Genomic DNA, 23813 nt, shown 5'->3' with positions numbered 1-23813 from the left:
CGGAAGGAGGCGGCCGATGGCGGATCCCGTAGCCGGAGTCCTCAGCACCCCCGGGGAGCGGCGCGCGGCCCTGGTCCCGGCCGGGGTCGACGCGCTGCGCGGGGCGGGCCTGCGGGTCCTGGTCGAGCGCGGCGCCGGCGCGGGCGCCCGCTACACCGACCGGGACTACACCGGGCACGGTGCCGCGACCGCCTCCCGCGACGAGGTCCTCGCCGCCGACCTGGTGCTGTGCGTGACCCGCCCGCCCGCCGCCGACCTGGCCCGCCTGGGCCCCGGCCAGACCCTGGTGGGCCTGCTGCGCCCCGCCGAGGACCCCGGCCCCCTGCGAGCCGCGGCCGAGGCCGGGGCCACCCTGGCCGCCCTGGAGGGGGTGCCGCGCACCCTCGGGCGGGCGCAGGCCATGGACGCCCTGTCCTCCCAGGCCAGCGTCGCCGGGTACAAGGCGGTCATCGAGGCGGCGCGCGCCTACGACGGCTACCTGCCCCTGCTCATGACGGCCGCCGGTGTCGCCCGGCCCGCCCGGCTGCTGGTGCTGGGCGCCGGGGTGGCCGGACTCCAGGCGATCGCCACCGCCCACCGGCTCGGGGCCGTGGTCACCGGCTACGACGTGCGCCCCGAGGCGCGGGAGGAGATCGCCTCGGTCGGCGCCTCGGTACTGGAGGCCGAAGGCCTGGACCGCGGCATGGACGCCGCGGGGCAGGGGGGATACGCCCGCGCCCTGACCGGGGACGAGCGCGCGGCCCAGCGCGCGGCCCTGGCCGGGGCGGCCTCCGGCTTCGACATCGCCGTCTGCGCGGCCCTGGTCCCCGCCGGCCCGCCGCCGCTACTGCTCACCGCCGAGGCCGTGGACCGGATGCGCCCCGGCGCGGTCGTGGTGGACCTGGCCGCCGGGCCGCGCGGCGGCAACGCCGAACCCTCGGTGCCCGGCCGCCGGGTCCAGACCGATGGCGGGGTCACGGTGATCGGCGCCGGAGAGCTGGCCGCGACCGTGCCGCGGGCCGCCTCGGAGGCCTACTCGCGCAACATCACCGCCCTGGTGGCGCACCTGCTCGACGGCGGGCGCGTCGCCGTCGACCTGGAGGAGGAGATCCAGGCGGGCGTCGTCGCCGCGCACGGGGGCCGGGCGCTGCACCCGGCCCTGGCCGGGGCGCCGGAGCCCCCGGCGCAGGGCGCGGCCACCGCCGCCGGAACCGGGGAGGACCATGGAAGCCCTTGACGACGTGACCGTGTTCGTCCTGAGCCTGCTGGTCGGCTTCGAGGTCATCAGCAGGGTCCCGGCCACCCTGCACACCCCGCTGATGTCGGCGGCCAACGCGGTGCACGGCGTGGTCCTGGTGGGCGCCGTGCTCATCGCCGCCGGCGCCCACACCCCGGCCGGGTACGCGGTCGCCTTCCTGGCCTGCGTCTTCGCCGCCGCCAACGTGGTCGGCGGGTACGCCGTCACCGACCGCATGCTGCACATGTTCCGCCCGCCGGGCGAGCGTGCCGGGCGTTCTGGCGGCACCGGGGGCACTGGGAGCACCGGGGGCCCGGGCGGCGCGGGGGAGGCGCGGTGACCGCCCTGCAGGCCGCGGTCGGCGCGGTCTACCTGGGCGCCGCGGCCTGTTTCGTGCTCGGGCTGCACCTGATGAACGCCCCGCCCACCGCGCGGCGCGGCAACGCCCTGTCCGCCGGCGGCATGGCCGCGGCCCTGCTGGCGACCGCGGTCCTGGCCGCCGCCGTCGAGGGGGCGTCGGCCGCGGCCTGGGCGGTGATCGCGGGCGGCACCGCGCTGGGGGCGGGCGGCGGGCTGGCCGCCGCGCTGCGGGTGCGCATGACCGCCATGCCCCAGCTGGTGAGCCTGTTCAACGCCGTCGGCGGCGGGGCCGCCGCGCTCATCGGCGCTTACGAGTTCGGGGCCCGGAGCGACCCCGGGACGGCGGTCGCCGCAGTGATCGCCCTGGACGTGGTGATCGGCTCCCTGGCCTTCTCCGGATCCCTCGTGGCCGCGGGCAAGCTCGACGGGCGCCTGCCCGGCCGCCCGGTGCTCCTGCCCGCACGCGCGGCCCTGACCGCCGTGCTCGCGCTCGCCGCGGCGGCCGGGGCGGTGCTGACGGCGGCCGGGGCCGGCGGGGCGGCGGCGCCCGCGGCGGCCGGCGCGGCCGCCCTGCTGCTGGGCGTGGTGGGGGTGCTGGCCATCGGCGGCGCCGACATGCCGGTGGTGGTCTCGCTGCTCAACGCCTGCACCGGCCTGGCGGTGGCGATGGCCGGGTTCGCCCTGGACAACTCGGTGATGGTGATCGCCGGGGCGCTCGTCGGCGCGTCCGGCGCCATCCTGACCAAGCTCATGGCCGACGCCATGAACCGGCCGCTGAGCGCCGTGGTGGCCGGAGGGTTCGGTACCGGGGACGGCGGCCCGGCCACCGGGGGCGGCGGCGCGGACGTGCAGCGGATCGGCGCCGACGACGCGGCGATCCGGCTGGCCTACGCCGCGCGCGTGGTGATGGTCCCCGGGTACGGGCTGGCCGCGGCCCAGGCCCAGCACGAGCTGCGCGAGCTGGCCGACCTGCTGGCCGAGCGCGGGGTGCGGGTCGACTACGCGGTGCACCCGGTCGCCGGGCGCATGCCCGGGCACATGAACGTCCTGCTCGCCGAGGCGAAGGTGCCCTATGCGCAGATGAAGGAGATGGAGCAGGCCAACCCCGAGTTCCCGCGCACCGACGTGGTCCTGGTGGTGGGCGCCAACGACGTCACCAACCCCGCGGCGCGGCGCCCGGGGACGCCGATCTCGGGCATGCCCATCCTCGACGTGGACAAGGCCGAGACGGTCATCGTCGTCAAGCGCTCCCTGGGCCACGGCTACGCCGGGATCGACAACGAGCTGTACACCGCGCCGGGCACGCGGATGCTGCTGGGCGACGCCAAGGAGGCCTTGGCGTCACTGACGGCGGCGGTCAAGGCCCTGGTGGGATAGGGCGGCATCGGCGCAGAAGGGCGAGGGCGGAGGAGCGGGCACCACCGCGAACGGCCCGGAACGGATCCGCCGCACACGGCCGACGGCGACGCCCCCATCGAACTCCGCCGGGCGCGGCGTGTCGACGAAGGCGATCGCAGCGGCGCAGAGACCCCTGCGGGGCCTCTTTCGTGTCCGATGTCTCGCGGGAGGCAGGGCCGAGCGTCGTCGCCCGCCCCCGCTCGGTTCCGGTGCCGGGGGAGACGAGGAAGGCCGCGGCCCGTCGAGGGTGTGCGGTGCGCGTGGCCGCCCGCTCGTCCGGGTGCGGCCGGTCGCCGGTATTCCTCCCAGGACCGACGACCGGATCTGTCTCGGCGGGCGTCGGCCCTCTCCTCCGGCCTCGGGTGGGCCCTGCTCGGGCCTCAGGCGCTGTGGCGGCCGCGTGATCGGGCGCCGTCGGGACCGGCGCCCGCGCCCGCACCCGCACCGACACCGGCGGGTTCGGGCGGCTGCGCCCCCTCGGCGGTCAGCGGTACCAGCTCCTCCACCCGCTCGGTGGTGACGGCGTCCACGCCCATGCCGATCAGCCGCGCCATCTCCGGGAATTCGTTGACCGTCCAGGCGCCCACCCCGAGGCCGCGACGGTGCGCCTCGGCCACCAGGTCCCGGGTGACCAGGTCGGCGCGCAGGTCGATGAAGCGGGGCCGCAGGCCGCGCCAGAGCTCGGCCGGCGGCAGCCCCTCGCGGTCCCAGGTGATCACGGTGCCGACCCCGGTGCGGCGCGCCGCCACCGCGTGCAGGGCCTCCACCGCGCCGGTGTAGGACACCCGGTCGGTCCAGGAGTGGTCGGCGGCGACCGCGTCCGCGGCCAGCGCCGCCTCCGCGGAGGCCACCCGCAGCAGCAGCGAGGCGGGGCGGGGGTGGCGGGCCTCGGCCACCACCTCCATCAGCGTGGGCACGCGGTGGCCGCCGTCACTGGTGACGGCGGCGATGTCGGCCAGTGTCAGCTCGCCGACCGGCCGCTCCAGGCCCCACACCTCGCGCGCCGCCTCCTCACGCAGGAGGACGGCGTGGCCGTCGGCGGTCAGGGCCAGGTCGACCGCGAGGGTGTCGGCCCCCTGGTCGATGGCGGTGCGGAGGGCGGGGATGGTGTTCTCCCGCTGCCGTGAGGTGTCGCCTCTCAGGGCGATCGCCAGCGTCATTGGGCTGCTCCCGGTGTCGCGACTGCAGGTCGCAGGGGGTACTGGAGACCAGAGTGCCATCGACGCGGGCCGTGTGTGGGGAAGTCGGCGAAAACCCCGAAAAGAGGGGCCCCTGTGAGCGGGGCCGGGCCCCCGTGCGAGCGGGCTCACGTGCGCCTTTCGGGCATGGCGCCGCCCCGGGCTGGGAAACTGTTCGTGTAGCCCGTACGTTCATCACAGCAGTGCACAACCGTCCCGGGCGGCGCTCGCGCCGATGATCGCGCACCGGGCCCGACCAGAAGGCGAAAAAGGCGAAAGATGATCCCCGACCAGCGTCGCGAGCACATCCTCAAGCTCCTGCAGGAACGCCATGTGCTGAGCATCAACGAGCTCACATCGCTGCTGTCGGTCTCCCACATGACCGTGCGGCGCGACATCCAGGCGCTGGAGAACGACGGCAAGGTGCTGTCGGTGACCGGCGGAGTCCGGCTCGCCGCCCGCCTCAAGAGCGAGCCCTCCTACCTGGCCAAGGCCCAGCTGGAGGTGCCGGCCAAGCGGGCCATCGCGCGCGCCGCCGCCGAGCTGGTGCGGGAGAACTTCACGGTCTTCCTGGACGCCGGCACCACCACGCTGCAGATGGTGCCGATGCTGACCGACAAGGCGGGGCTGACGGTGATCACCAACGACTTCAACGTCGTGGGCCACCTGATGGAGTACCCCAACATCGAGCTCGTCCACACCGGCGGCGTCGTCTCGCACACCGACCACTCGTCGGTGGGGCAGTTCACCGCCGACTTCCTGAGCCGGGTCAATGTGGACCTGGCCTTCATCGCCAGCAGCTCCTGGGACGTGGACCGCGGCTCGACCACGCCCTCGGAGGCCAAGGTCGTGGCCAAGCAGCAGCTGCTGCGGATCGCCTCCAAGAGCGTGCTGACCGTGGACAGCACCAAGTACGGCAAGTTCGGCACGTTCCGGGTGGCGCGGCTGGAGCAGTTCGACGCCATCATCAGCGACGACCGGCTGCCGCAGTCGGCGGTGGAGGACATGCGCAGCCGGGACGTGCGCCTGCAGCTGGTGGCGCCCGAGTAGCGGGGCCCGGCGCCCTTGCCGGGCGGGGCGGGCCTCAGTCCTCGTCGTCGCCCAGTTCGGCGGGGGCGAACAGCTCGATCTGGAAGCCGTCGGGGTCGTGGAAGGAGAGCATGGACCCGGCGTCGCTGTGCACCACGGGCGAGTGGTCGATGTCCAGGTCGCTCAGGCGGTCCTCCCACGCCTCCAGGTCGGCGACCGAGCCGACCTGGAAGGCGACGTGGTCCACCCCGGCGCGGCGGTGGTCGAACAGCGCCTTGAAGCAGTCCCGGTGCTGGGTGAAGCACAGGACGACGCCGCTGGGGTGGCGGCACTCGGTCTGCAGCATCCTCTTGCCGTCCCGGCTCTTGTGCTCCTTGAAGCCGAGTACGGAACGGTAGAAGTCGATGCTCTCGTCGCGGTCGCGCACCGAGAGGGTGATATGCGCGATCCCGGTCACCTGCGGCACGGATACCTCTTTTCGGCGGGCCGGCGTCCGTAGTTTCCGGGGTGGGAACAGCGTAAGCACGTTTTCCGAGCCTACGCCCCCTTTCCGGGTGCTCTGCACTGCGTTAACGGCCCTTTAACGCGGCCCTTTCCGGTCGTATTCCGCCGGGCCCGCCGGGGGCCACGGGAGGGCCCTGACGCGGACGGCCGCCCCCGCGCGCGGGGGCGGCCGTCGGGGGCGTGCGGTCAGGCCGCGGCGGGCGCGGGGGAGGGCTCCTGGGGGCGGTACCAGCGCGAGCGCACGGCGGAGGCGGCGACGAGGAACGCGCCGACGGCGGCGGCCAGGGTGAGCAGGAACGCCCCGCCGAACCCGAACCGCTCGGCCAGGGCGCCGGCGGCCATGGAGCCCACGGACTGGCCCACGATCAGGCAGCTGACCACGATGGTCATCGCCTGTCCGAGCCGGGCCGCGGGGGCCGACCGCTCGGCCAGCCCGAAGATGGTCACGATGTGCGGGCCGATGCCGCAGCCCAGGGCGAGCATGGCGGCCGCGAGGGCGAGGGGGCCCGGGGCGGCGAGCAGCACCGCGGAGAAGACCGCCATGGCCAGGGCGGCCAGCCGCAGCCGGGTGGTGAGCCGCACCGAGGCGGGCACCGAGGCCATCATCAGCCCGGCCGCGGCGCTGCTGACGCCCATCACGGCGTACATCAGTCCGGCGAGGTCGCCGTGGCCGATCTCCTGGGTGAAGGCGGTGACGCCGGTGGAGGTGGCGCCGAAGAACAGGCCCTGGCAGAACATGGGCACGGTGAGCACCAGCAGCCCGGCGCTGGCCAGCGGCGCGCGGGAGGCGGCGGCCGGGGCGCCCGGGAGCGCGGTGGGGTGCAGGGCGAAGACCGACCCGAACACCCCGATGAGCACCGCGGCGCCGAGCACGGCGCCGACCGGGTCCACGAGCACGGCCAGCACGCCGACGAGGGCGGGGCCGACCACGAAGCCGGTCTCGTCGAGGACGCCCTCCACGGAGAGGGCGGCGGCGACCGAGCGCTCCCGGTCGGGGCCCCGGCGCCCGGCCAGCGCGATCCAGCGGGACCGGGCCAGCGGGCCGATCTGCGGCATGAACAGCCCGGCCAGGGCGGCGAGCACGGCCAGGACGGCTACCGGTGCGTCGGCCTCGACCCCGGCGACCAGGGCGACGATCAGCGCGGCGTCGGCCAGGGAGGTGGCCAGCACCACCGGGCGCTGGCCGCGGCGGTCGGCGAATCGGGCGATGACCGGGCCGCCGACGGCCTCGCCCAGGGCGAGGGCGCCGGAGACCAGCCCGCCGGCGGCGACGCTGTCGGTGCGGACGGTGACCAGGGTGAGGGTGCCGATGAGCGCCATCGACACCGGGAGTCGGGCCAGGAAGGAAGCGGTGAGAAGGGGGGCGCCGGCGATCGTGTGCATCCGGCGCAGAGTGGCCAGCGGTGACATGCGGCTCCTGCTATCTGCGACGTGGACCTATGCGCTGACGGGCGCGGCGGCCACGACGCGGGACCGGAGACGGTCGCCGCGTCCGCCGCTCTCGTCGGTGGGTCCGGGGGCGGCCCCACCGGCGGGCGCGGGGATGACGATGAAAGATCCCATCATCAGCTAACTACCGAACAAAAATACTACGCCGCACCTTCCTGTCGTAACACCGCGCAACCGGGCATGGAGGACTATGGGGCGGCGACGACGGGGCCGGGGAACCGCCCGGCCCCGTCGTCGCCCTTCACCCCCGACCACCGGCGGCCCGCCGCCCGGCGAGCAGCCGTGAGTGGGGCACCTGCTGCTCCGTCGCCGCCACTGGCCTGGGCCGCGAGGGGGCCGGCGGCCGACAGGCAGGGCCGGGGAACCGCCCGGCCCCGTCGCCGCCCGGCCTCCGGTGACCATCCGGTGAGCATCCGCATGCGTGGCGGGGGGCTGCGGGGTCGTGTGGGGGCTGCCGCTTCCGAGGGGGTGTCCAGTGAGCCCCGGTCCTCTCCTGGAGGCCACAAGATCTAAGTTCTTCTTATCGACACCCGAAGAAAGAATAAGTGGTGCTTCTCATTGGCGAGTGGCAGAGTACGGGCCATGAGCGAGACCACCACCCCGGCCGCCCTGCCGGAGACCGCGACCCTGCACGTGTTGAGCGTCTTCTTGGGAGGCGACGCGTCCTCCCCGACCGGCGGGAACGCCCTCGGCGTGTTCTTGGACGCGCCCGGCCTGCCGACCGCCCTGCGCCAGCGGATCGCCGCCGACCTGGGGTACTCCGAGACCGTCTTCGTCGAGGACGGCGCCACCGGGCGGCTGCACATCCACACGCCCGCCGTCGAACTGCCGCTGGCCGGGCACCCCCTGGTGGGCACCTCGTGGCTGCTGGGCCGCAACGGTCTGCGCCCGGCTGCCCTGCTGCCGCCGGCCGGGCCCGTGCCCACCTGGGCCGAAGGGGACCTGACCTGGATCCGCGCGGACCCGGGCGCCGCCCCGGAGTTCGCCGTCCGGCAGCTGCCCTCGGCGGCCGAGGTCGATGCGCTGGAAGGCGGCGAGGACGGGGTCAACCTGCGGGTGTGGGCCTGGGAGGACGAGGCGCGCGGGCGCGTGCGGGTGCGCGTCTTCCCGCGGGCGATGGGCATCGAGGAGGACGAGGCCACCGGTGCCGCCGCGCTGCGCCTGGGCGCCCAGCTCGGCCGCCCCCTCACCATCCGCCAGGGGGCGGGGTCGCGCATCGAGGTCCGCCCGGCGCCCGACGGCCTGATCGACGTCGGCGGCCGCACCGTCGCCCTGGAGGAGCGCGCGTACCGCCTGCCCGTCGCGGCTTAGACCGGCCGGTGGGCCGCCCGGCGAACGGTGCCGCCGCCGGGCGGCCCCGGTCACTCCACCATGCGGCCGAAGACGATCAGGTTCTCCTCGTAGTGGCCGGTCGCGGGGTCGAAGTCGCCGGCGCAGGTGATCAGGCGGATCTCCGGGCGGTCGCCGGGGCCGTAGACCTCCTCGGCCGGGAACGCGTCCTTGCCCACCCGCTTCGTGCGCTCCACCTCGAACTCCGGCGCGGTGCCGTCCTCGCGCCGCACGGTGAACCGGTCGCCGGGGCGCAGCTCCTCCAGGCGCAGGAAGACCGACGGCCCCGTGGCGGTGTCCCGGTGGCCGGTGATGACCGCGGGCCCGGCCTCGCCGGGGGCCGGGCCCAGGGCGTACCACCCGGCGGCGCCGGTGTCCTCCAGCGGCGGGTCCTCCATCGCCCCGTCCTCGCCGAGCCCCATCTCCAGCACCCGCGCGCGCACCCCGATCGCATCGACCGCCAGGGCCACCGGCGCCGACCGGGTCAGCGGCTCGGGCCCCGACGGAGCTGAGAACGCGCCGCCGAGTACCGCGGCGGCCGCGGCGCCGACGGCCAGCGCCGCCGCCGCGCCCCCGGCGCGCAGCTCACCCGGCATCGCGGCCCAGGCGGCGGTGGACCGCGGCACCCAGCAGGGCGAGCGCGCAGAGCACGCCGATCGCGGCGGCGGCCGGGCCCCGCGCCGGGCCGGCGGCGCCCCCGCCGCCGGTCTGCGGCGCACCGGACGGAGTGGGGGCGGCGCCCCCGGTCACCGTGATGGTGCCCTCGACCTTCTCCTTGCCGGTGGCCCCGTCACCGGTGCAGGTGCCGCGGACCCGGTAGGCGCCGGGCCGGGCGTCCTCCTCCACCGTGACCGTGGCGCTGCCGAAGGTGTTGCTCAGTTCGGCGGCCGCCGTCCCGGAGAAGGCGGTGGAGGTGAACTCCAGCCGTTCGGCGGGGCCCTCGCAGGAGGACTTCAGGGTGACGCTCCCCCCGGGGGAGACGGCCGCCGGGGAGACGGCGATCGAGTCCTCGGCGGCGGCCGGGGCGGCCCCCAGGGCCAGGGCGCCCGCCGCCAGTCCGGCGGTGATCAATGGCTTCATGTCGCTGGACCCCTCGACAGGCGGTGCGGACCGCTCCTCGGGCGGAACGGGACGATCATCACCATACGTATTGACGACGATTACTGTAGGTAATCATCCTCTGTCCTCTTTTTCCCGGGGCGAGGTCCGCGCTTGACCGTTCAGCCCGGCTCATCCCGCCCGTTCAGCCCGGCGCCGCAGGTGGGCGCGCTCCCCCGGCCGGAACCCCGCCATCTGCGTCCGAGGAGGTCACAAGTGCCGAATGGGGATTAGTGGTGCTACGGTCGTGCCTCAAGATCCACTTCAGTTCCGGTTCATTGGAAAGAGTTCCCGACATGCCAAAAGCACACCGCGAGCAGTGGGCCACCCGATCAGGGTTCCTGCTGGCGGCGATCGGGTCCGCGGTCGGTCTGGGGAACATCTGGCGCTTCCCCTACGTCGCGTACGAGAGCGGCGGCGGGGCGTTCCTCATCCCCTACCTGGTCGCCCTCCTGACGGCGGGGATCCCGCTGCTGATCCTCTCCTACTCGATCGGCCACCGCTTCCGCGCCTCGCCGCCCGTGGCCCTGCGCCGCCTGTCCCGGCCCGCCGAGGCGATCGGCTGGTGGCAGGTCCTCATCAGCTTCTTCATCGCCATCTACTACGCCGTCATCATCGCCTGGGCGATCCGCTACGCCGGGTTCTCCATCGGCGAGCAGTGGGGCGACGACCCCGGAACGTTCCTGCAGGGGGACTTCCTCGGCGTCACCGAGGCCGGCGACTTCGGCAGCTACAACGCCGGCGTGGCCGTCCCGCTGGTCGGGGTGTGGATCATCGTGCTGCTGCTGCTCGGCTTCGGCGTGCGCCGCGGCATCGAGGTCGCCAACAAGATCTTCATGCCGCTGCTCCTGCTGCTCTTCGGCGCGCTCGTGGTGCGCGCGGTGACCCTGGAGGGGGCCGGAACCGGTCTGGAGGCCCTGTTCGCCCCCGACTGGGCGGCCCTGGCCGACGGCTCGGTCTGGGTGGCGGCCTACGGGCAGATCTTCTTCTCGCTGTCCATCGGCTTCGGCATCATGATCACCTACGCCTCCTACCTGCGCCGCAAGGCCGACCTGACCGGCACCGCGCTGGTCGCCGGGTTCGCCAACAGCTCCTTCGAGCTGCTCGCCGGCATCGGCGTGTTCTCGGCCCTGGGCTTCATGGCGGTGCAGAGCGGGGCCGCGGTCGAGGACGTGGCCGCCGGCGGCATCGGCCTGGCCTTCGTCGCCTTCCCGCAGATCATCTCCACCATGCCCGCCGGCGACGTGTTCGGCGTGCTGTTCTTCGTCTCGCTGGTCGTGGCCGGGCTGTCCTCGCTGATCAGCATCGTGCAGGTGGTCGTCGGCTCGGTCCAGGACCGCTTCGGCATCGGCCGGGTGCCCGCCGTGGCCGCGGTCGGCGGCGCCACCGCGATCGTCTCCATCGCCCTGTTCCCCGCGGGCCAGGGCCTGATCCTGCTCGACACCGTCGACCACTGGATCAACCAGTACGGCATCGCCCTGGCCGCCCTGGTCCTGGTGGTCGCCGTCGCCTGGGCGGTGCGGGCCCTGCCCGCGCTCCAGCGGCACACCGACGCCATCTCGTCGGTGCCGCTGCGCGGCTGGTGGATCGCGGCCCTGGGCGTCGTCACCCCGCTGGTGCTGGGCTACATGATGTTCGACGGCCTGCGCACCGAGCTCAGCGCGCCGTACGAGGACTACCCGCAGTGGTTCCTCAACGCGGCCGGATGGGGCGTGGCCGGCGGCGTCATCGTCGTCGCGGTCCTGCTCACCGCCGTGCTCTGGAAGCGCGACGCGGGCACGGTCGACGACGACCTCGAACGCGAACGCCAGGAGTCCACCACCGGCCGCGCGGCCGGGGAAGGAGAGCTCTGATGTCCACCGGAGCCGTCGTCATGATGGCCGTTTCCATCGTGATCATCTGGGGCGGGCTGGCCGTCTCGGCGGTGTGGCTGCGCCGCCACCCCGACCCCGAGGACGCCCCGCGCGCCTGAGCGGGGTCCGCCCGCACACCGGAGCGCCCGGCCCCGAGGGGGCCGGGCGCTCCGCCGTCTCCGGGGGCGCCGCGCCTCAGGGAGGGGAGACCGGGCGCCAGGGCACCGGGCTCGACAGCACCATCGTGCTCGCCGGGCGCCCGTGCTCGGCCAGCCGGTCGATCAGGTCCTCGAACCGCTCCATCGAGCGCACCGCCACCAGCAGCACGCAGCAGGTGTCCCCGGTGACCCGGTGCAGCTGCAGGATCTCCGGCCGGGCCATCGCCTCGGCGTCGCGCAGCAGGCAGCGGGCGCCGAAGCACTCCATGCGCACCAGCGCGGTCACCGCGAGCCCGGCGGCCGCCGGGTCGACGCGGGCGTGGTAGCCGGCGATCACCCCGCGGTCGGTCAGCCGCCGCACCCGCTCGGCCACGGCCGGCGCCGACATGCGCACCCGCCGCGCCAGTTCGTTGTAGGACAGCCGCCCGTCGGCCTGCAGCTCGCCGAGGATGCGCCGGTCGACCGCGTCCAGCATCGCCTTCCCCTCGTCAAGGTGATCGCCGGACATCCATTATGACCGTAAAGTCGGACACCGCGGCTGATCGGTGCCGTCCATTCTCAATCCGTGTGATCTGCTGCATGCTGAAGGTTCCGGGACGCCCCCGGCACCGAGTCGGGGCCTGAGCAGCGAAGAGGTGGGCAACGATGCCGATCCCGTCGACCGCGGCGGAGCGCAGACGCGCCGAGCGGGCCGCCCGCAGCGGCGGAGAACCGGAGCTGGAGTTCGCCGGGGGGACCCCCTACGCCCGCTACGGCGCCATCGACACCCTGCTCGACCTGCAGCGCCCGCGCACCGCGGAACCGTCCGAGACGTCCTTCATCATCGCCACCCAGGTGATGGAGCTGCTGTTCTCCCTGCTCGCCGGGCACTGGGAGCGGGCGCGCGAGGCCATGGAGCGCGACGACACCGCCGCCGCCGTGGCCGAGCTGCGCCGGGGCGCGCGCGTCCAGGACGTGCTGGTCTCCTCCTGGGACCTGCTCGCCGACCTGAGCCCCACCGAGTTCTCCCGGTTCCGCGACGCCCTCGGCGACGCCTCGGGCTTCCAGTCGCACACCTACCGGCGCCTGGAGTTCCTGCTGGGCAATACCTCCGCGGCGATGGTGCGGCCGCACCGGGGCTCGCCGCGGGCCCGCGCCGAGCTGGAGCGCGCCATGGAGGAGCCCGGGCTCTACGACGCGGCCCTGGGCCTGCTCGCCCGGCGCGGCCTTCCGGTGCCCGACGAGGCGCTGCGGCGCGACCGCACACGCCCCTACGCCGAGCACCCCGGGGTACGCGAGGCCTGGGCGCGGGTCTACGCCGACGACACCCCGGGCAACGACCTGTTCGTGCTCGCCGAGGCGCTGCTGGACACCGCCGAGCGGGTCACCCGGTGGCGCCAGCGCCACCTGGCCGCGGTCAAGCGCTCCATGGGCGCCAAGCCGGGCACGGGAGGATCCAACGGGCTGCGCTGGCTGGCCGCCAACGCCGCCGAGGACGTCTTCCCCGAACTGTGGTCCCTGCGGACCGAGCTGTGAGCGGGCACCGGAGCGGACGGCCGAACGGACACCAGGAGAGAAGGGACGCCATGGCGCCCGTCACCCGGGAAGAGTGCGCGAAGCGCGACGCCGAGGACCCCCTGGCCGGGTTCCGCGGTGAGTTCCGCCTCCCCGAGGGGGTGGTCTACCTGGACGGCAACTCGCTGGGGGCGCTGCCCGCCGCGGTCCCCGACCGGGTGGCCGACCTCGTCGAGCGCGAGTGGGGGCAGGGGCTGGTCTCCAGCTGGAACGACGCCGGGTGGTGGGACAAGCCGCGCATCCTGGGCGCCCTGCTCGCCCCGCTGCTGGGCGCCGCCGCCGACGAGGTGGTGGTCGGCGACGGCGTCTCGGCCAACATCTTCAAGCTCCTGGTCGCCGGGCTGCGCCTGAACCCCGGGCGCACCGTGCTGCTGGGCGAGGACGGCAACTTCCCCACCGACCTGTACGTCACCCAGGGCGCGGCGGAGATCACCGGCGCCACGGAGCGCCGGGCCCCCGCCCGCCCGGACACCCTGGAGGAGGCGCTGTCCGGCGGCGACGTGGCCGTGCTGCTGCTCAGCCATGTGGACTACCGCACCGGAGAGCTCCGCGACATGGCCGCCATCACCGAGCTGGCGCACCGCCACGGCGCCCTGGTCGTGTGGGACCTGTGCCACAGCGCGGGCGCCGTCCCCGTCGACCTGGACGGGTGCGGGGCCGACTTCGCCGTCGGCTGCACCTACAAGTACCTCAACGCCGGCCCGGGCGCCCCGGGCTTCGTCTACGCCGCGCGGCGCCACCAGCCGCACGTGCGCCAGCCGCTGAGCGGCTGGCACGGCCACGCGCGCCCGTTCGCCTTCGAGGCCGACTACCAGCCCGCCGACGGGGCGTCGCGGCTGCTCAGCGGCTCCCAGCCGCTGGTCGCCGACGCCGCCCTGGAGGCGAGCCTGGAGCTGTTCTCACGGGCGGACATGGCGCAGGTGCGGGCCAAGAGCCTGGCGCTGAGCGAACTGTTCATCTCCATCGCGGCGCCCGGCGGCACCGGGCCGGACGGACTGCGCCTGGTCACGCCCGCCGACCCGGAGCGGCGGGGCAGCCAGGTGTCGCTGGCGCACCCGCAGGGCTACCCGATCGTGCAGGCGCTGATCGCGCGCGGCGTCATCGGCGACTTCCGCGCCCCGGACGTGCTGCGCTTCGGGTTCACCCCGCTTTACCTGGGCTACACCGAGGTGTTCGACGCGGCGACGGCCCTGGTGGAGGTCGTCGAGACGGGGGAGTGGCGCGATCCCCGCTTCTCCCGGCGGTCCCAGGTGACCTGACCCGTCCGCGGGCGGACGGCCGCCGCCGGGCCCGTCCCCCGGTGTGACGAGGACCGCTTTTTTACCCGATCGAGATGTGAAAGCCCCTGCGGTGCGGGCGCTCCCGCCGCCGCAGGGGCTTCCCTGTGGCCTCATTGACCTGCGTTTTTACCGTGCACCCCATCGCATTTTACTTTTTCGTGGGTTACAGTCCTTCGTGACCGGTTCGTGACCTGCGGGTCGCCGACCGGTGCCCGTCCCGGCGCGCCCCGATGGCGTTCCGGGAAGAACGAGGCCCCCGATCTTCCGGGGACCGGGAGCGCCCGGCGCCTGAGCCGGCCTCCGCACGGCGGCGCCGCCCCCGCGGCGCTCGGGGTCCCAACCCCCGCAAAACGCCGGTCCCCGCCCACGCGACGCGACCGCACCCCGCGGGCCACTCGGCCTGCGCCCGGTCCGCATGCTCAGAATCCGCCGCGCCCTTGATCCGCCGTGCCCGGATTCACCCGTGCCTCGTTCGGTCCTGTCTCCGACCCCAGTGGGTTTCACTCAATGAGCTCTGACAGTCCGATCCAGTACGGCAAGGTGAAGTCCTCCTACTTCTGGGACGACGGCTCCGGCATCAACGGCGACACCGGCGCCCCCGCCTCCGGCGAGCCCATGCAGAAGGGCCTTGCGGCCAGCCCCAGCTGGCCCCTGGGCACCGAGGGCTACGTCCTCTACGAGGGCAAGAAGGCCGAGTTCTTCATCGGCGACCGCGGACCGGGCCACCCGGCCGAGAACTGCGACGTCCTGCTCGACCTGGACGGCAAGACCTTCGCCGAGCTGACCGGCGAGTCCTGGAACGACTCCAGCTACACCGTCTCCGGCGGCAACGGCCACATCGACGTCGAGTACGTCATCACCGAGTGGGGCGACGGCCACGGCACCGAAGGCGCCCCCCGCCCAATGAGCGGTTCGACCGTGTGCGACAGCGCGGTCTCCTCGATCCCCGACGACCTGCGCTCCGATGAGGAGAAGAAGGCCGACGAGGAGAAGAAGAAGGAAGAGGAGGCCCAGAAGAAGAAGGAGGAAGAGGCCGAGAAGAAGGAAGAGGAGGCGAAGAAGAAGGAGGAGGAGGCCCAGAAGCAGGCCGAGGCCGAGGCCGCGAAGAAGAAGGCCGAGCAGACCGACGAGGAGCTCGCCGCCCACGGGGGCGACGAGACCGGGTCGGGCGGCACCGAGGCCCAGACCGCGGCCAACAGCATGAACGGCTTCACCCTGGCCGGCGCCGACCTGCCGCTCGCGGCCGGCGCGCTGACCCTGGCGGTGCTCCCCGCGCTCCTCATCGCGCTCTTCTTCGCCCGCCGCCCCGCGGCCTCCTACGCCTCCGCCGGCCGCAGCGGGCTGCTGTCCTCGGTCGCCTCCCGGCTGCCCGAGTCCTGGGCGGCCAAGGCCTCCGACCTCGGCACCCGGGTCAAGGACTCCGGCGCCGCGGCCAAGGCCTCCGACCTGGCCGCCAAGGCCGGGCGGGTGCGCGACGACGTGGTCGAGCGCCTGCGGTCCAAGGGCCGCCACGGCGCCTGAGACCCCTCCCGCCCCCTCATGGCGGCGGGTTCCTGCTCCGTCCCTCCGGTGCAGGAACCCGCCGCTTCTCGTTTTCGGGGGGCGACCTCGGGGGCGGCGCCCTCACAGATCGCCGAGCAGCAGCTCCGGATCCTCCACGCAGTCGGCGACGAACCGCAGGAACCCGCCGGCGGTCCCGCCGTCGCACACCCGGTGGTCGAAGGCCAGGGTGAGCTCGGTGACCGGGCGCACCGCCAGGGCGCCGTCGACCACCCGGGGCCGCTCGATGATCCTGCCCATGCCCAGGATCGCCGCCTCGGGGTGGTTGATGATCGCCGCCGACCCGTCGACCCCGAACACCCCGTAGTTGTTCACGGTGAAGGTGCCCCCGGACATGTCCTCGGGGGACAGGGCGCCGTCGCGGGCCCGGTCCGAGGCCTCGGTGATCGCCGCCGAGACCTCGCGCGCGCTCATCGGCCCCGCGTCGCGCACCACCGGGACCACCAGGCCGCGCGGGGTCTGCGCGGCCACCCCCAGGTTGATCCGGGAGAAGCGCACCAGCTCCCCGCGCCCGGTGTCGACCTGGGAGTTGAGGTCGGGGAAGCGCCGCAGGCCCAGCGCGCAGAACCGGGCGAGCAGCCCCAGGAGGCTCACCGGCCTCTCGGGCGCGGCCGCGTTCAGGCGCCGCCGCAGCTCCACCAGCCCGGTGGCGTCCACGTCGACCCACACCGTGGCCTCGGGGATCTCCCGCCGCGAGCGGGACAGGTGTTCGGCCATGGCCGCGCGGGTGCCGCGCATCGCGATCCGCTCCTCGGGGCCGCGCGGCCCCTCGGCGGGCCCGGCCCCGCGCAGCGCGCGGGCCGCCGCCTCCACGTCGCGCCGCAGCACCAGCCCGCCCTCGCCGCTTCCGGCGATGCGCGCCACGTCCACCCCGCTCTCCCGCGCCAGCCGGCGCACCAGCGGGGAGACCACGGGCGGGACCCGGCCCGCCCGCGGTTCCGGGCCGGGGGACGGAGCGGCGGAGGGGGACCCCGTCGTCCCCCTGCGCCGCCGCCCCCGGCGGGGCGGGGCCGCCCCGGTCCCGTACCCCACGAGGACCGCCCCCGAGCCCTGGCCGTGCTGCGCGGCGCCGTTGCCGCGCGGGCCGGACTCGGGCGGGGTGCGGGCCTCGGGGACGACGGTCCCCGGTTCGGTGAAGGCCTCCTCGTCACCGGGGCCGGGCGCGGGGCCCGGCGCGGGCGCGGAGTCCCCGGCCCCCTCCTCGGCGACGGTGACCAGCGGTGCGCCCACCGGGACGGCCTGCCCCGGCTCGGCGTGCAGCGCGGTGACCGTCCCCGCGAAGGGGCAGGGCACCTCCACCGCCGCCTTGGCGGTCTCCACCTCGGCCACCGGCTGGTCCACGGCCACGGTGTCGCCGACCGCGACCCGCCACTCCACCAGCTCGGCCTCGGTCAGCCCCTCGCCCAGGTCGGGCAGGGCGAACGCGCGCCCGCTCACCTGCGCGTTCATGCGCCCACCTCCGCCGGGGCCGGAGCGGGGGCCGGGTCCCCGGTCCAGGTGCGCTCCCACTGCAGCCGGTCGAAGGCGTCCAGGATGCGGTCCACCGACGGCAGGTGGTGCTCCTCCAGCCCCGGCGGCGGGTAGGGCACGTCCCGGCCGCACACCCGCAGCACCGGCGCCTCCAGGAAGTGGAAGCACTGCTCGGTGAGGCGGGCCGCCACCTCGGCGCCGTACCCGGCGAACCCGGAGGCCTCGTGCACCACCACCGCCCGCCCGGTGCGCCGCACCGATGCGGCGGCCGTCGCGTCGTCGAAGGGGGACAGGCCGCGCAGGTCGACCACCTCCACCGAGGTCCCCTCCTCGGCGGCGGCCGCGGCGGCCTCCAGCGCCGTCTGGACCATCGGCCCGTAGGCCAGCAGGGTGACGTCGTCGCCGGACCGGCGCACCACCGCCCGGTCCATGGGGGCGGTCCGCACCGGCAGCACCGCCTCCTCCTTGGACCAGTAGCGCCGCTTGGGCTCCAGGAAGACCACGGGGTCGGGGGAGTCGATCGCCTCGCGCAGCATCGAGTAGCCGTCGGAGGGGGTGGCCGGGGTGACGACGCGCAGCCCGGGGGTGTGCGCCCAGTAGGCCTCGGAGGAGTCGGCGTGGTGCTCCACCGCGCCGATCCCGCCGCCGTAGGGGATCCGGATCACCAGCGGCAGCTCCAGGCGGCCGCGGGTGCGGTTGCGCATCTTCGCCACGTGCGAGACGACCTGCTCGAACGCCGGGTAGGCGAAGGCGTCGAACTGCATCTCCACGACCGGCCGCAGCCCGTACATGGCCATGCCCACCGCCGTGCCGACGATCCCGGCCTCGGCCAAGGGGGAGTCGAAGCAGCGCTCTTCGCCGAACTCGGCGGTGAGCCCGTCGGTCACGCGGAACACGCCGCCGAGCGGTCCCACGTCCTCGCCGTAGACGACCACCGCGTCGTCGGCGGCCAGCGCGTCGCGCAGGGCGCGGTTGAGCGCCTGCCCCAGAGAGACGGTCCCGGCCATGGCTCAGCCCTCCCCGATCTCGGCCAGCAGCTCCCGGCGCTGCCGCTCCAGCTGCTCCGGGACCGCGTGGTACACGTGCGCGAACATCTCCTCGGGCGCCCCCTCGTCCTCCCCGGAGTAGCGCTCCCGGACGGCGGCGGCCACGCTCTCGGCCTCCTTCTCGAACCCGGCCATCGCCGTGTCGTCCAGGGCGCCCTCGGAGCGCAGCAGCGCCTCCAGCCGGATGAGCGGGTCGCGCTCCTCCCAGTGGGCGCGCTCGGTGTCGTCCCGGTAGCGGCTCGGGTCGTCGGAGTTGGTGTGCGGGTCCATCCGGTAGGTGCGCGCCTCGATGAGCACCGGCCCGCCGCCCGCGCGCGCCGAGGCCAGTGCCTCGGAGACCGCGGCGTGCACGGCGGCGGCGTCGTTGCCGTCGATGTGCACCCCGGCCATCCCGTAGCCGACGGCCTTGTGCGCCAGGGTGGGGGCCGCGGACTGCTTGTGCAGCGGGACGCTGATCGCCCACTGGTTGTTCTGCACGAGGAAGACCACCGGGGCCCTCCAGACGGCGGCGAAGTTGAACGCCTCGTGCGCGTCCCCCTCGCTGGTGGCGCCGTCGCCCATCATCACCAGCGCCGCCGCGTCGTCGCCGGCCCGCCGCGCCGCCCAGGCCAGCCCCACCGCGTGCGGGGCGCTGGTGGCCAGCGGGGTGCACTGCGGGGCGCACCGGGTGCTCCGGGGGTCGTAGCCGCTGTGCCAGTCGCCCCGGAGCAGGGTGAGCACCTCGACCGGGTCCACGCCGCGCGCGACCAGGGCGACGCAGTCCCGGTAGGTGGGGAAGAGCCAGTCGCGCTCCGCCAGTGCCAGTGCGCCGCCCACCTGGCAGGCCTCCTGGCCGCGGGAGGAGGGGTACACGGCCAGCCGGCCCTGGCGGGCGAGCGCACCGGCCTGGCGGTCGAAGCGGCGGCCGATGAGCATGCCGCGCAGGAGGGACCGGAGGGTGCCCGGTTCGGGAGTGTCGTAGGCGCCCCCGGCGATCCTGCGGCCGGTCGGGTCGACCAGCCCGACGGGCTCCGCGGAGGGGAGCGGCGGAGCCGATCCGCGTGCGTCATCGCTGCGCTTCATGTCTTGAATATGTGCTTCGTCACCCCATACTGTCCATATCCGGCGGGCGACCGCGGACGAACGGACGCCGGGGGCCGCTCTCTCCGGCCGGACGTCCAGCCGGTCCACGATCTGGACGGTGTGAGGTGAGACACATGGCCGCGGCCCTCGACGACGTGGACCGGAGGATCATCGGCCTCCTGCGCGAGGACGGAAGGATGTCGATGCGCACCGTGGCCGAGCGGGCGCACATCTCGCGCGCCAACGCCTATGCGCGGCTGGACCGGCTCCGCAAGGAGGGGGTCGTCAAGGGGTTCACCGCCGTGGTCGACCCGGAGAAGTGCGGCTACGGGCTGGCGGCCTACGTCTCGGTCGGCATCCGCCAGGAGTCGTGGAAGTCGTTCCGCGACCACCTGCGGCAGATCCCGGAGGTGCACCACGCGGCGCTGGTGTCGGGGGACGTGGACCTGCTGCTGCTGGTACGGGTGGCCGACGCGGCGGCGCTGCGCACCTTCGTTCTGGAGCGGCTCCAGCGCATCCCGGAGGTGGTGAGCACCCGGACGCTGTTCGTGCTCGACGAGATCGACGTGGCGCCGGCGCTGTAGGCGGGAAGGGGCGCCCCTGGCGGGGGCGCCCCGATCCTCCTGTCGCCGGACCCGCCTAACGGGTCACGTAGTAGCTCATGACCGGGAGGTTGGTGGAGGCGCCGGGGGAAACGGGGACGGGGGACGCTGCCAGGCACTTCGGGGCCGCGTTCACGTACACCAGGGAGTCGGTGGCGTTGGTGAACCGCTCCGTCGGCTCCTCCCCGAAGTCCGCGACCGTGTGGCAGCCCATGGCCGGGTTGTCGTGGTGGTAGGAGAAACCGTCGGGGAAGGACCAGAAGACCGGCCCCGTTGCCGCCGCGACGGGCGCCGCGACCGAGAGGGCGAGGGCGGTGGCCGCCGCCGTGGCGGCGGCTGCGGTGGCGATGCGCTTCATATCTGCTCCGATCACTGAGGGAAGTACAATCCTCACTCGTGGTGTCCGCGGCGGGGCGGCGGGAAACCGTCGAACCCCCGGATCGGTGCTCCAGGTGCCGGGAGAGGGGGGAATTGATGTGCTTGGTCCCGGCGAGAAAACGATCCAACGGCGTCGGTGCGCGGTTCGATCGCCGATTCGGGGCCGGGCCTATCCCGACCTCCGGTGTCGGCCGTTTGCCTTCAACTTAACGTGAAGTATGAGGGTGGCCGCATGGCGAACACACACGACGACGTTGTCCTCATGCACAACACCATGCGCATCCACGGCGGCCGCCTGGAGGCGTACCGGAGCGCGGTCGCCCGCGCCGTGGACGTCGTCCGGGAGCACGGGCCGCAGCTCATGGTCGAGGTCTTCATCGACGAGGGACGGCTGCTCGGCCACTCCTTCCAGGTGCACACCGGATCGGAGTCGATCCGCAGGCACATGGCGATGTCCGACCCCTACATCAAGGGGGCCATGGAGCACTGCGAGGTCGTGGACTTCCGGGTCTACGGGTCCGTGGACGCCGACATCGCCGCCCTGCTCCCCGAGGGGGCGGCCGTCCTGCCGCGCTCCACCGGCTTCACCCGCTTCCCCGCGGACGCGGCGGGGGCCGCCGAGCGCGTCTGAACAACGCGCCCGACAGCGCGCCCGGGGACCGGAGGCCGCCCGTCAGGCGAGCCCCGCGGGGTCCTCGGGCAGCGCCTCGTCCAAGGCCGGGGCCAGCGACCGCGCGAACGTGGCGGTCATGTGGTCGTCGTCGCCCATCACCAGCACGTTCCCCAGGACCGCCGGGCACCGCCCCTCCGGGCACAGGTGCCCGGTCAGGTCGACCGGGGCGACGTTGGGCGGCAGGCGGGCGCCCAGCTCCTCGACGGGGGAGCGCGGCGCCAGCGTGGCGTCCCGGTCGACCGCGCAGCCCCGGCGCCCCCGGGCGTCGACGCACTCGGGGGCGTCGAAGTCCAGGCGGGGGGTGTCCCGCACCGCGATCACCCCCACGCCCAGTCCGGCCATCTCCTCCCAGCGGTCCAGGTAGCCGGCGGGAACGCGCTCGGCCCCTCCCCGGCCGGCCCACGCGCTGCGGGTGCCGTTGACGAACACCGCGTCCGGCGGCGCGCCGCGCAGCTCCGCGAGGGCCTGCCGCTTCCACTCCTCGCAGGAGGCGGCGGCCTCCCCGCCGCCGGGCCGCCGACCGGTGCTGAACGCGCACCCGTTCTTGGTCATCACCTCGATGCGCCACCCGCGGGCCTCGGCCACCTCCAGCATCGCCGGGAACCACTGGCCCACGTGCGAGTCGCCCACCATCGCCACCGTGCGCCCGGCCGACTCGGGGCCGAACGCGCACACCACCAGCTCGGGGTCGGTGAGCTCGGCGTTGCAGCCGTTGGTGTGCGTCAGCCACGGATCCACCGGGTCGGTCAGCTCCGGGTAGACCGGCAGCTCCGGCAGGGACGCGGCCAGTCGCGCGTCGTCCACGACCCGCGCGCCGGGGTAGGCGCCGACGTCCTCGGCCTGCGCCGCCAGGCGCTCTCGCTCCGCCTCCAGGCGGGACAGCCACAGCGGGGCGGCCACCAGCACCGGTACCAGGAAGGCCGCCCCCGCTGCCGCGACCGTCCCCGGCCCCGGACGGGCGGGCAGCCGCCGCAGCGCCCCGCCCTCCAGCAGGCGTTCGGTGCCCGCCGCGAGCGCGTAGGACACCGCCAGCACCAGGGCGCCGCCCGCCGCCCCGGCCTGCTCCCGCCCGGTCGCGGCCAGGAAGAACACCAGAACCGGCCAGTGCCACAGGTAGAAGGGGTAGGCCAGCGCCCCCAGCCGCCGCAGCGGCGCCGCGTCGAGCAGCAGGCCCGCGCCCCGCCGCGGCCGCCCGCCTGCGCCCGCCGCGACCACCAGCGCCGCCGCCAGCACCGGCCACAGGGCGATCCATCCGGGGAACATGCGGGCCGCGTCGAGGGCGATCCCGCAGGCCGCCAGCGCCGCCACCCCGGTCCAGCCCGCGGCGGCCCGCAGCCGCACCGGCAGGCGCAGCCGAGGCAGCTGGGCCGCCAGCAGTGCCCCCAGGGCGAGCTCCCACAGCCGGGCGCCGGTGTCGAAGTAGGCCCACCGCTGGTCGGCCGCGGTCGCCTGGACCGAGTAGGCCAGCGACACGGCGGCCACCGCCGCGGCGGTGGCCGCCACCAGCGGGCGCAGCCCGGCCCGCGCGCCCGCCCGGGTCCGGGCCGCCGCCAGGGCCGCGAGCGCGACCGCGCCCGGCCACAGCAGGGAGAACTGGCCCTGCACGGCCAGCGACCAGAAGTGCTGCACCGGACTGGCCTGGGACACCGCGCCCAGGTAGTCGACGGCGTTCGCGGCCAGCTTCCAGTTCTCGTAGTACAGCGCCGAGGCCGCCAGCTCCTCGATCACCTGCGCCCAGGAGGGCCGGGGCAGCAGCGGGACCGCCGCCGCGACCGCCAGCAGCACCACCCCGGCGGCGGGGCAGAGCCGCCGCACCAGCCGCGACCAGAACGCGGCGAAGGGCACCCGCCCCTCCCGCTCGACCGAGCGCAGCAGCGAGGCGGTGACGAAGAAGCCGCTCAGGAAGAGGAAGACGTCCACGCCCCCGGACACCCGGTCCGACCACACGTGGTAGACGGCGACCAGGAGTGCGGCCAGCCCGCGCAGGCCGTCCAGGTCGGTGCGGCGGCCGGCGGAGGGGGCGGGGGCATCGGTCATGGCGAGGAGGGGGAGGGGGCACGGGAGGGGCGCGGGGCGCCAGGGCCACCTTACGTCCCGCCGTGCTGCGGCCGCGGGGCAGGCCGTTCGTCCCCTTGCCTTCAAGTGCACTCGAAGTATTAGTTTCCTCAGTGAGCGGGCGGACACGGAACGCCCCCGTCGACGAGGAGGTCGAGCATGCCCATCGAGCTGAACCACACCATCGTCCTGGCGGCCGACAAGGAGCGCTCCGCGCGCTTCCTGACCGAGCTGTTCGACCTGCCGCCGGCCAAGCCCTTCGGCCCCTTCATGGCCGTGGAGGTCGCCAACGCCGTGACGCTCGACTACATGGACACCGGCGACCCGATCGTGCCCCAGCACTACGCCTTCCTCGTCGGAGAGGACGACTTCGACCGGATCTTCGGGCGCATCCGCGAGCGGGGCATGGACTACTGGGCCGACCCGGCGAAGGCGCGGCCCGGTGAGATCAACCGCAACGACGGCGGCCGCGGCGTCTACTTCGACGACCCCGACGGGCACCGGCTGGAGATCCTCACCCGTCCCTACGGCAGCGGCGGCTGACCGGCGGCGGGGCGCCCG

General features: G+C 74.7%; 24 protein-coding genes. 13 read left to right on the top strand and 11 right to left on the bottom strand.

Annotated features, from left to right (window positions below):
- Nucleotides 1-16 precede the first annotated feature (16 nt).
- The 3 genes from C892_RS0109195 to C892_RS0109185 are packed head-to-tail and all read left to right on the top strand — an operon-like array spanning nt 17 to nt 2953.
- On the top strand, nt 17-1216 hold the full coding sequence (locus C892_RS0109195) for a Rossmann-fold NAD(P)-binding domain-containing protein (protein ID WP_017556937.1): 1200 nt from the start codon (nt 17-19) through the stop codon (nt 1214-1216).
- A complete protein-coding gene (locus C892_RS0109190) occupies nt 1203-1556 on the top strand; it encodes an NAD(P) transhydrogenase subunit alpha part 2 (RefSeq protein ID WP_017556936.1) in 354 nt (117 codons plus the stop codon). Before C892_RS0109195 ends, C892_RS0109190 begins: the two co-directional genes overlap by 14 nt.
- On the top strand, nt 1553-2953 hold the full coding sequence (locus C892_RS0109185; protein ID WP_017556935.1) for an NAD(P)(+) transhydrogenase (Re/Si-specific) subunit beta: 1401 nt from the start codon (nt 1553-1555) through the stop codon (nt 2951-2953). The genes C892_RS0109190 and C892_RS0109185 overlap by 4 nt, the downstream gene beginning before the upstream one ends.
- A 401-nt stretch (nt 2954-3354) precedes the next feature.
- Here the strand turns inward: C892_RS0109185 and C892_RS0109180 are convergent, their stop codons facing one another.
- Complete coding sequence (locus tag C892_RS0109180; RefSeq protein WP_017540303.1) at nt 3355-4134, bottom strand: glycerophosphodiester phosphodiesterase; 780 nt, start codon at nt 4132-4134, stop codon at nt 3355-3357.
- Nucleotides 4135-4431: 297 nt separating this feature from the next.
- Here C892_RS0109180 and C892_RS0109175 point away from each other — a divergent pair, with 297 nt between their 5' ends.
- Nucleotides 4432-5202 carry a DeoR/GlpR family DNA-binding transcription regulator gene (locus C892_RS0109175; protein WP_017556934.1) on the top strand — a complete coding sequence of 257 codons (771 nt, stop codon included), beginning with the start codon at nt 4432-4434 and terminating at the stop codon, nt 5200-5202.
- A gap of 34 nt (nt 5203-5236) precedes the next feature.
- Here C892_RS0109175 and C892_RS0109170 read toward each other — a convergent pair whose 3' ends face one another.
- Together C892_RS0109170 and C892_RS0109165 are read right to left on the bottom strand one after the other, a co-directional pair.
- Nucleotides 5237-5647, bottom strand: coding sequence for a VOC family protein (locus tag C892_RS0109170; RefSeq protein ID WP_017540305.1), 411 nt, complete (start codon nt 5645-5647; stop codon nt 5237-5239).
- 224 nt (nt 5648-5871) lie between these two features.
- Nucleotides 5872-7095 (bottom strand): MFS transporter, encoded by a 1224-nt coding sequence (locus tag C892_RS0109165; protein WP_017556933.1) that lies wholly within the window; start codon nt 7093-7095, stop codon nt 5872-5874.
- Nucleotides 7096-7716: 621 nt separating this feature from the next.
- Between C892_RS0109165 and C892_RS0109160 the strand changes: the two genes are divergently transcribed.
- Nucleotides 7717-8445, top strand: coding sequence for a PhzF family protein (locus C892_RS0109160; RefSeq protein WP_017540307.1), 729 nt, complete (start codon nt 7717-7719; stop codon nt 8443-8445).
- A 50-nt stretch (nt 8446-8495) separates the two neighbouring features.
- On the opposite strand, the gene C892_RS0109155 is transcribed toward C892_RS0109160, so the two are convergent.
- Nucleotides 8496-9089, bottom strand: a complete 594-nt coding sequence (locus C892_RS0109155; RefSeq protein ID WP_017556932.1) for a class F sortase — start codon at nt 9087-9089, stop codon at nt 8496-8498.
- Nucleotides 9049-9543: a hypothetical protein gene (locus C892_RS0109150; protein WP_239647321.1), complete on the bottom strand. Its 495-nt coding sequence runs from the start codon at nt 9541-9543 to the stop codon at nt 9049-9051. The genes C892_RS0109155 and C892_RS0109150 overlap by 41 nt, the downstream gene beginning before the upstream one ends.
- Before the next feature lie 314 nt (nt 9544-9857).
- Here C892_RS0109150 and C892_RS0109145 point away from each other — a divergent pair, with 314 nt between their 5' ends.
- Both C892_RS0109145 and C892_RS30455 read left to right on the top strand, forming a co-directional pair.
- Nucleotides 9858-11414, top strand: coding sequence for a sodium-dependent transporter (locus C892_RS0109145; protein WP_017540310.1), 1557 nt, complete (start codon nt 9858-9860; stop codon nt 11412-11414).
- On the top strand, nt 11414-11533 hold the full coding sequence (locus tag C892_RS30455) for a methionine/alanine import family NSS transporter small subunit (RefSeq protein ID WP_017540311.1): 120 nt from the start codon (nt 11414-11416) through the stop codon (nt 11531-11533). Before C892_RS0109145 ends, C892_RS30455 begins: the two co-directional genes overlap by 1 nt.
- Nucleotides 11534-11609: 76 nt before the next feature.
- Here C892_RS30455 and C892_RS0109135 read toward each other — a convergent pair whose 3' ends face one another.
- Nucleotides 11610-12047 (bottom strand): Lrp/AsnC family transcriptional regulator, encoded by a 438-nt coding sequence (locus C892_RS0109135; protein ID WP_017556931.1) that lies wholly within the window; start codon nt 12045-12047, stop codon nt 11610-11612.
- A gap of 170 nt (nt 12048-12217) precedes the next feature.
- Here C892_RS0109135 and C892_RS0109130 point away from each other — a divergent pair, with 170 nt between their 5' ends.
- The 3 genes from C892_RS0109130 (at nt 12218) to C892_RS0109120 (ending at nt 15927) form a co-directional block, all read left to right on the top strand.
- Complete coding sequence (locus tag C892_RS0109130) at nt 12218-13087, top strand: tryptophan 2,3-dioxygenase (protein ID WP_017556930.1); 870 nt, start codon at nt 12218-12220, stop codon at nt 13085-13087.
- Nucleotides 13088-13137: 50 nt separating this feature from the next.
- On the top strand, nt 13138-14385 hold the full coding sequence (kynU, locus tag C892_RS0109125; protein WP_017556929.1) for a kynureninase: 1248 nt from the start codon (nt 13138-13140) through the stop codon (nt 14383-14385).
- Between the two features lie 528 nt (nt 14386-14913).
- Nucleotides 14914-15927, top strand: a complete 1014-nt coding sequence (locus C892_RS0109120; RefSeq protein WP_026124251.1) for a hypothetical protein — start codon at nt 14914-14916, stop codon at nt 15925-15927.
- A gap of 102 nt (nt 15928-16029) precedes the next feature.
- On the opposite strand, the gene C892_RS0109115 is transcribed toward C892_RS0109120, so the two are convergent.
- Genes C892_RS0109115 through pdhA form a run of 3 tightly spaced genes read right to left on the bottom strand, consistent with a single transcriptional unit; the run spans nt 16030 to nt 19544 of the window.
- A complete protein-coding gene (locus C892_RS0109115; protein ID WP_017556927.1) occupies nt 16030-17475 on the bottom strand; it encodes a dihydrolipoamide acetyltransferase family protein in 1446 nt (481 codons plus the stop codon).
- A complete protein-coding gene (locus C892_RS0109110) occupies nt 17412-18443 on the bottom strand; it encodes an alpha-ketoacid dehydrogenase subunit beta (RefSeq protein WP_017556926.1) in 1032 nt (343 codons plus the stop codon). The genes C892_RS0109115 and C892_RS0109110 overlap by 64 nt, the downstream gene beginning before the upstream one ends.
- 3 nt (nt 18444-18446) lie before the next feature.
- Complete coding sequence (gene pdhA / locus C892_RS0109105; RefSeq protein ID WP_017556925.1) at nt 18447-19544, bottom strand: pyruvate dehydrogenase (acetyl-transferring) E1 component subunit alpha; 1098 nt, start codon at nt 19542-19544, stop codon at nt 18447-18449.
- Nucleotides 19545-19678: 134 nt separating this feature from the next.
- On the opposite strand from pdhA, the gene C892_RS0109100 reads away from it, so the two are divergent.
- Complete coding sequence (locus tag C892_RS0109100) at nt 19679-20128, top strand: Lrp/AsnC family transcriptional regulator (protein WP_017540319.1); 450 nt, start codon at nt 19679-19681, stop codon at nt 20126-20128.
- 55 nt (nt 20129-20183) lie between these two features.
- On the opposite strand, the gene C892_RS0109095 is transcribed toward C892_RS0109100, so the two are convergent.
- Nucleotides 20184-20519, bottom strand: a complete 336-nt coding sequence (locus tag C892_RS0109095; protein ID WP_239647320.1) for a hypothetical protein — start codon at nt 20517-20519, stop codon at nt 20184-20186.
- 237 nt (nt 20520-20756) lie between these two features.
- On the opposite strand from C892_RS0109095, the gene C892_RS0109090 reads away from it, so the two are divergent.
- Nucleotides 20757-21155 (top strand): hypothetical protein, encoded by a 399-nt coding sequence (locus tag C892_RS0109090; RefSeq protein ID WP_017556923.1) that lies wholly within the window; start codon nt 20757-20759, stop codon nt 21153-21155.
- Between the two features lie 42 nt (nt 21156-21197).
- Here C892_RS0109090 and C892_RS32575 read toward each other — a convergent pair whose 3' ends face one another.
- Nucleotides 21198-23234, bottom strand: coding sequence for an acyltransferase family protein (locus tag C892_RS32575; RefSeq protein ID WP_017556922.1), 2037 nt, complete (start codon nt 23232-23234; stop codon nt 21198-21200).
- 177 nt (nt 23235-23411) lie between these two features.
- Between C892_RS32575 and C892_RS0109080 the strand changes: the two genes are divergently transcribed.
- Nucleotides 23412-23795 carry a VOC family protein gene (locus C892_RS0109080; protein WP_017540323.1) on the top strand — a complete coding sequence of 128 codons (384 nt, stop codon included), beginning with the start codon at nt 23412-23414 and terminating at the stop codon, nt 23793-23795.
- The last annotated feature ends 18 nt before the right edge of the window (nt 23796-23813 follow it).

Origin of the sequence: Nocardiopsis baichengensis YIM 90130, from assembly GCF_000341205.1 — a bacterium.
Classification (GTDB): Bacteria; Actinomycetota; Actinomycetes; order Streptosporangiales; family Streptosporangiaceae; genus Nocardiopsis_A; species Nocardiopsis_A halophila.
Note: the sequence above shows the minus strand (reverse complement) of the source record. Positions and strands in the feature narration are given on the sequence as shown.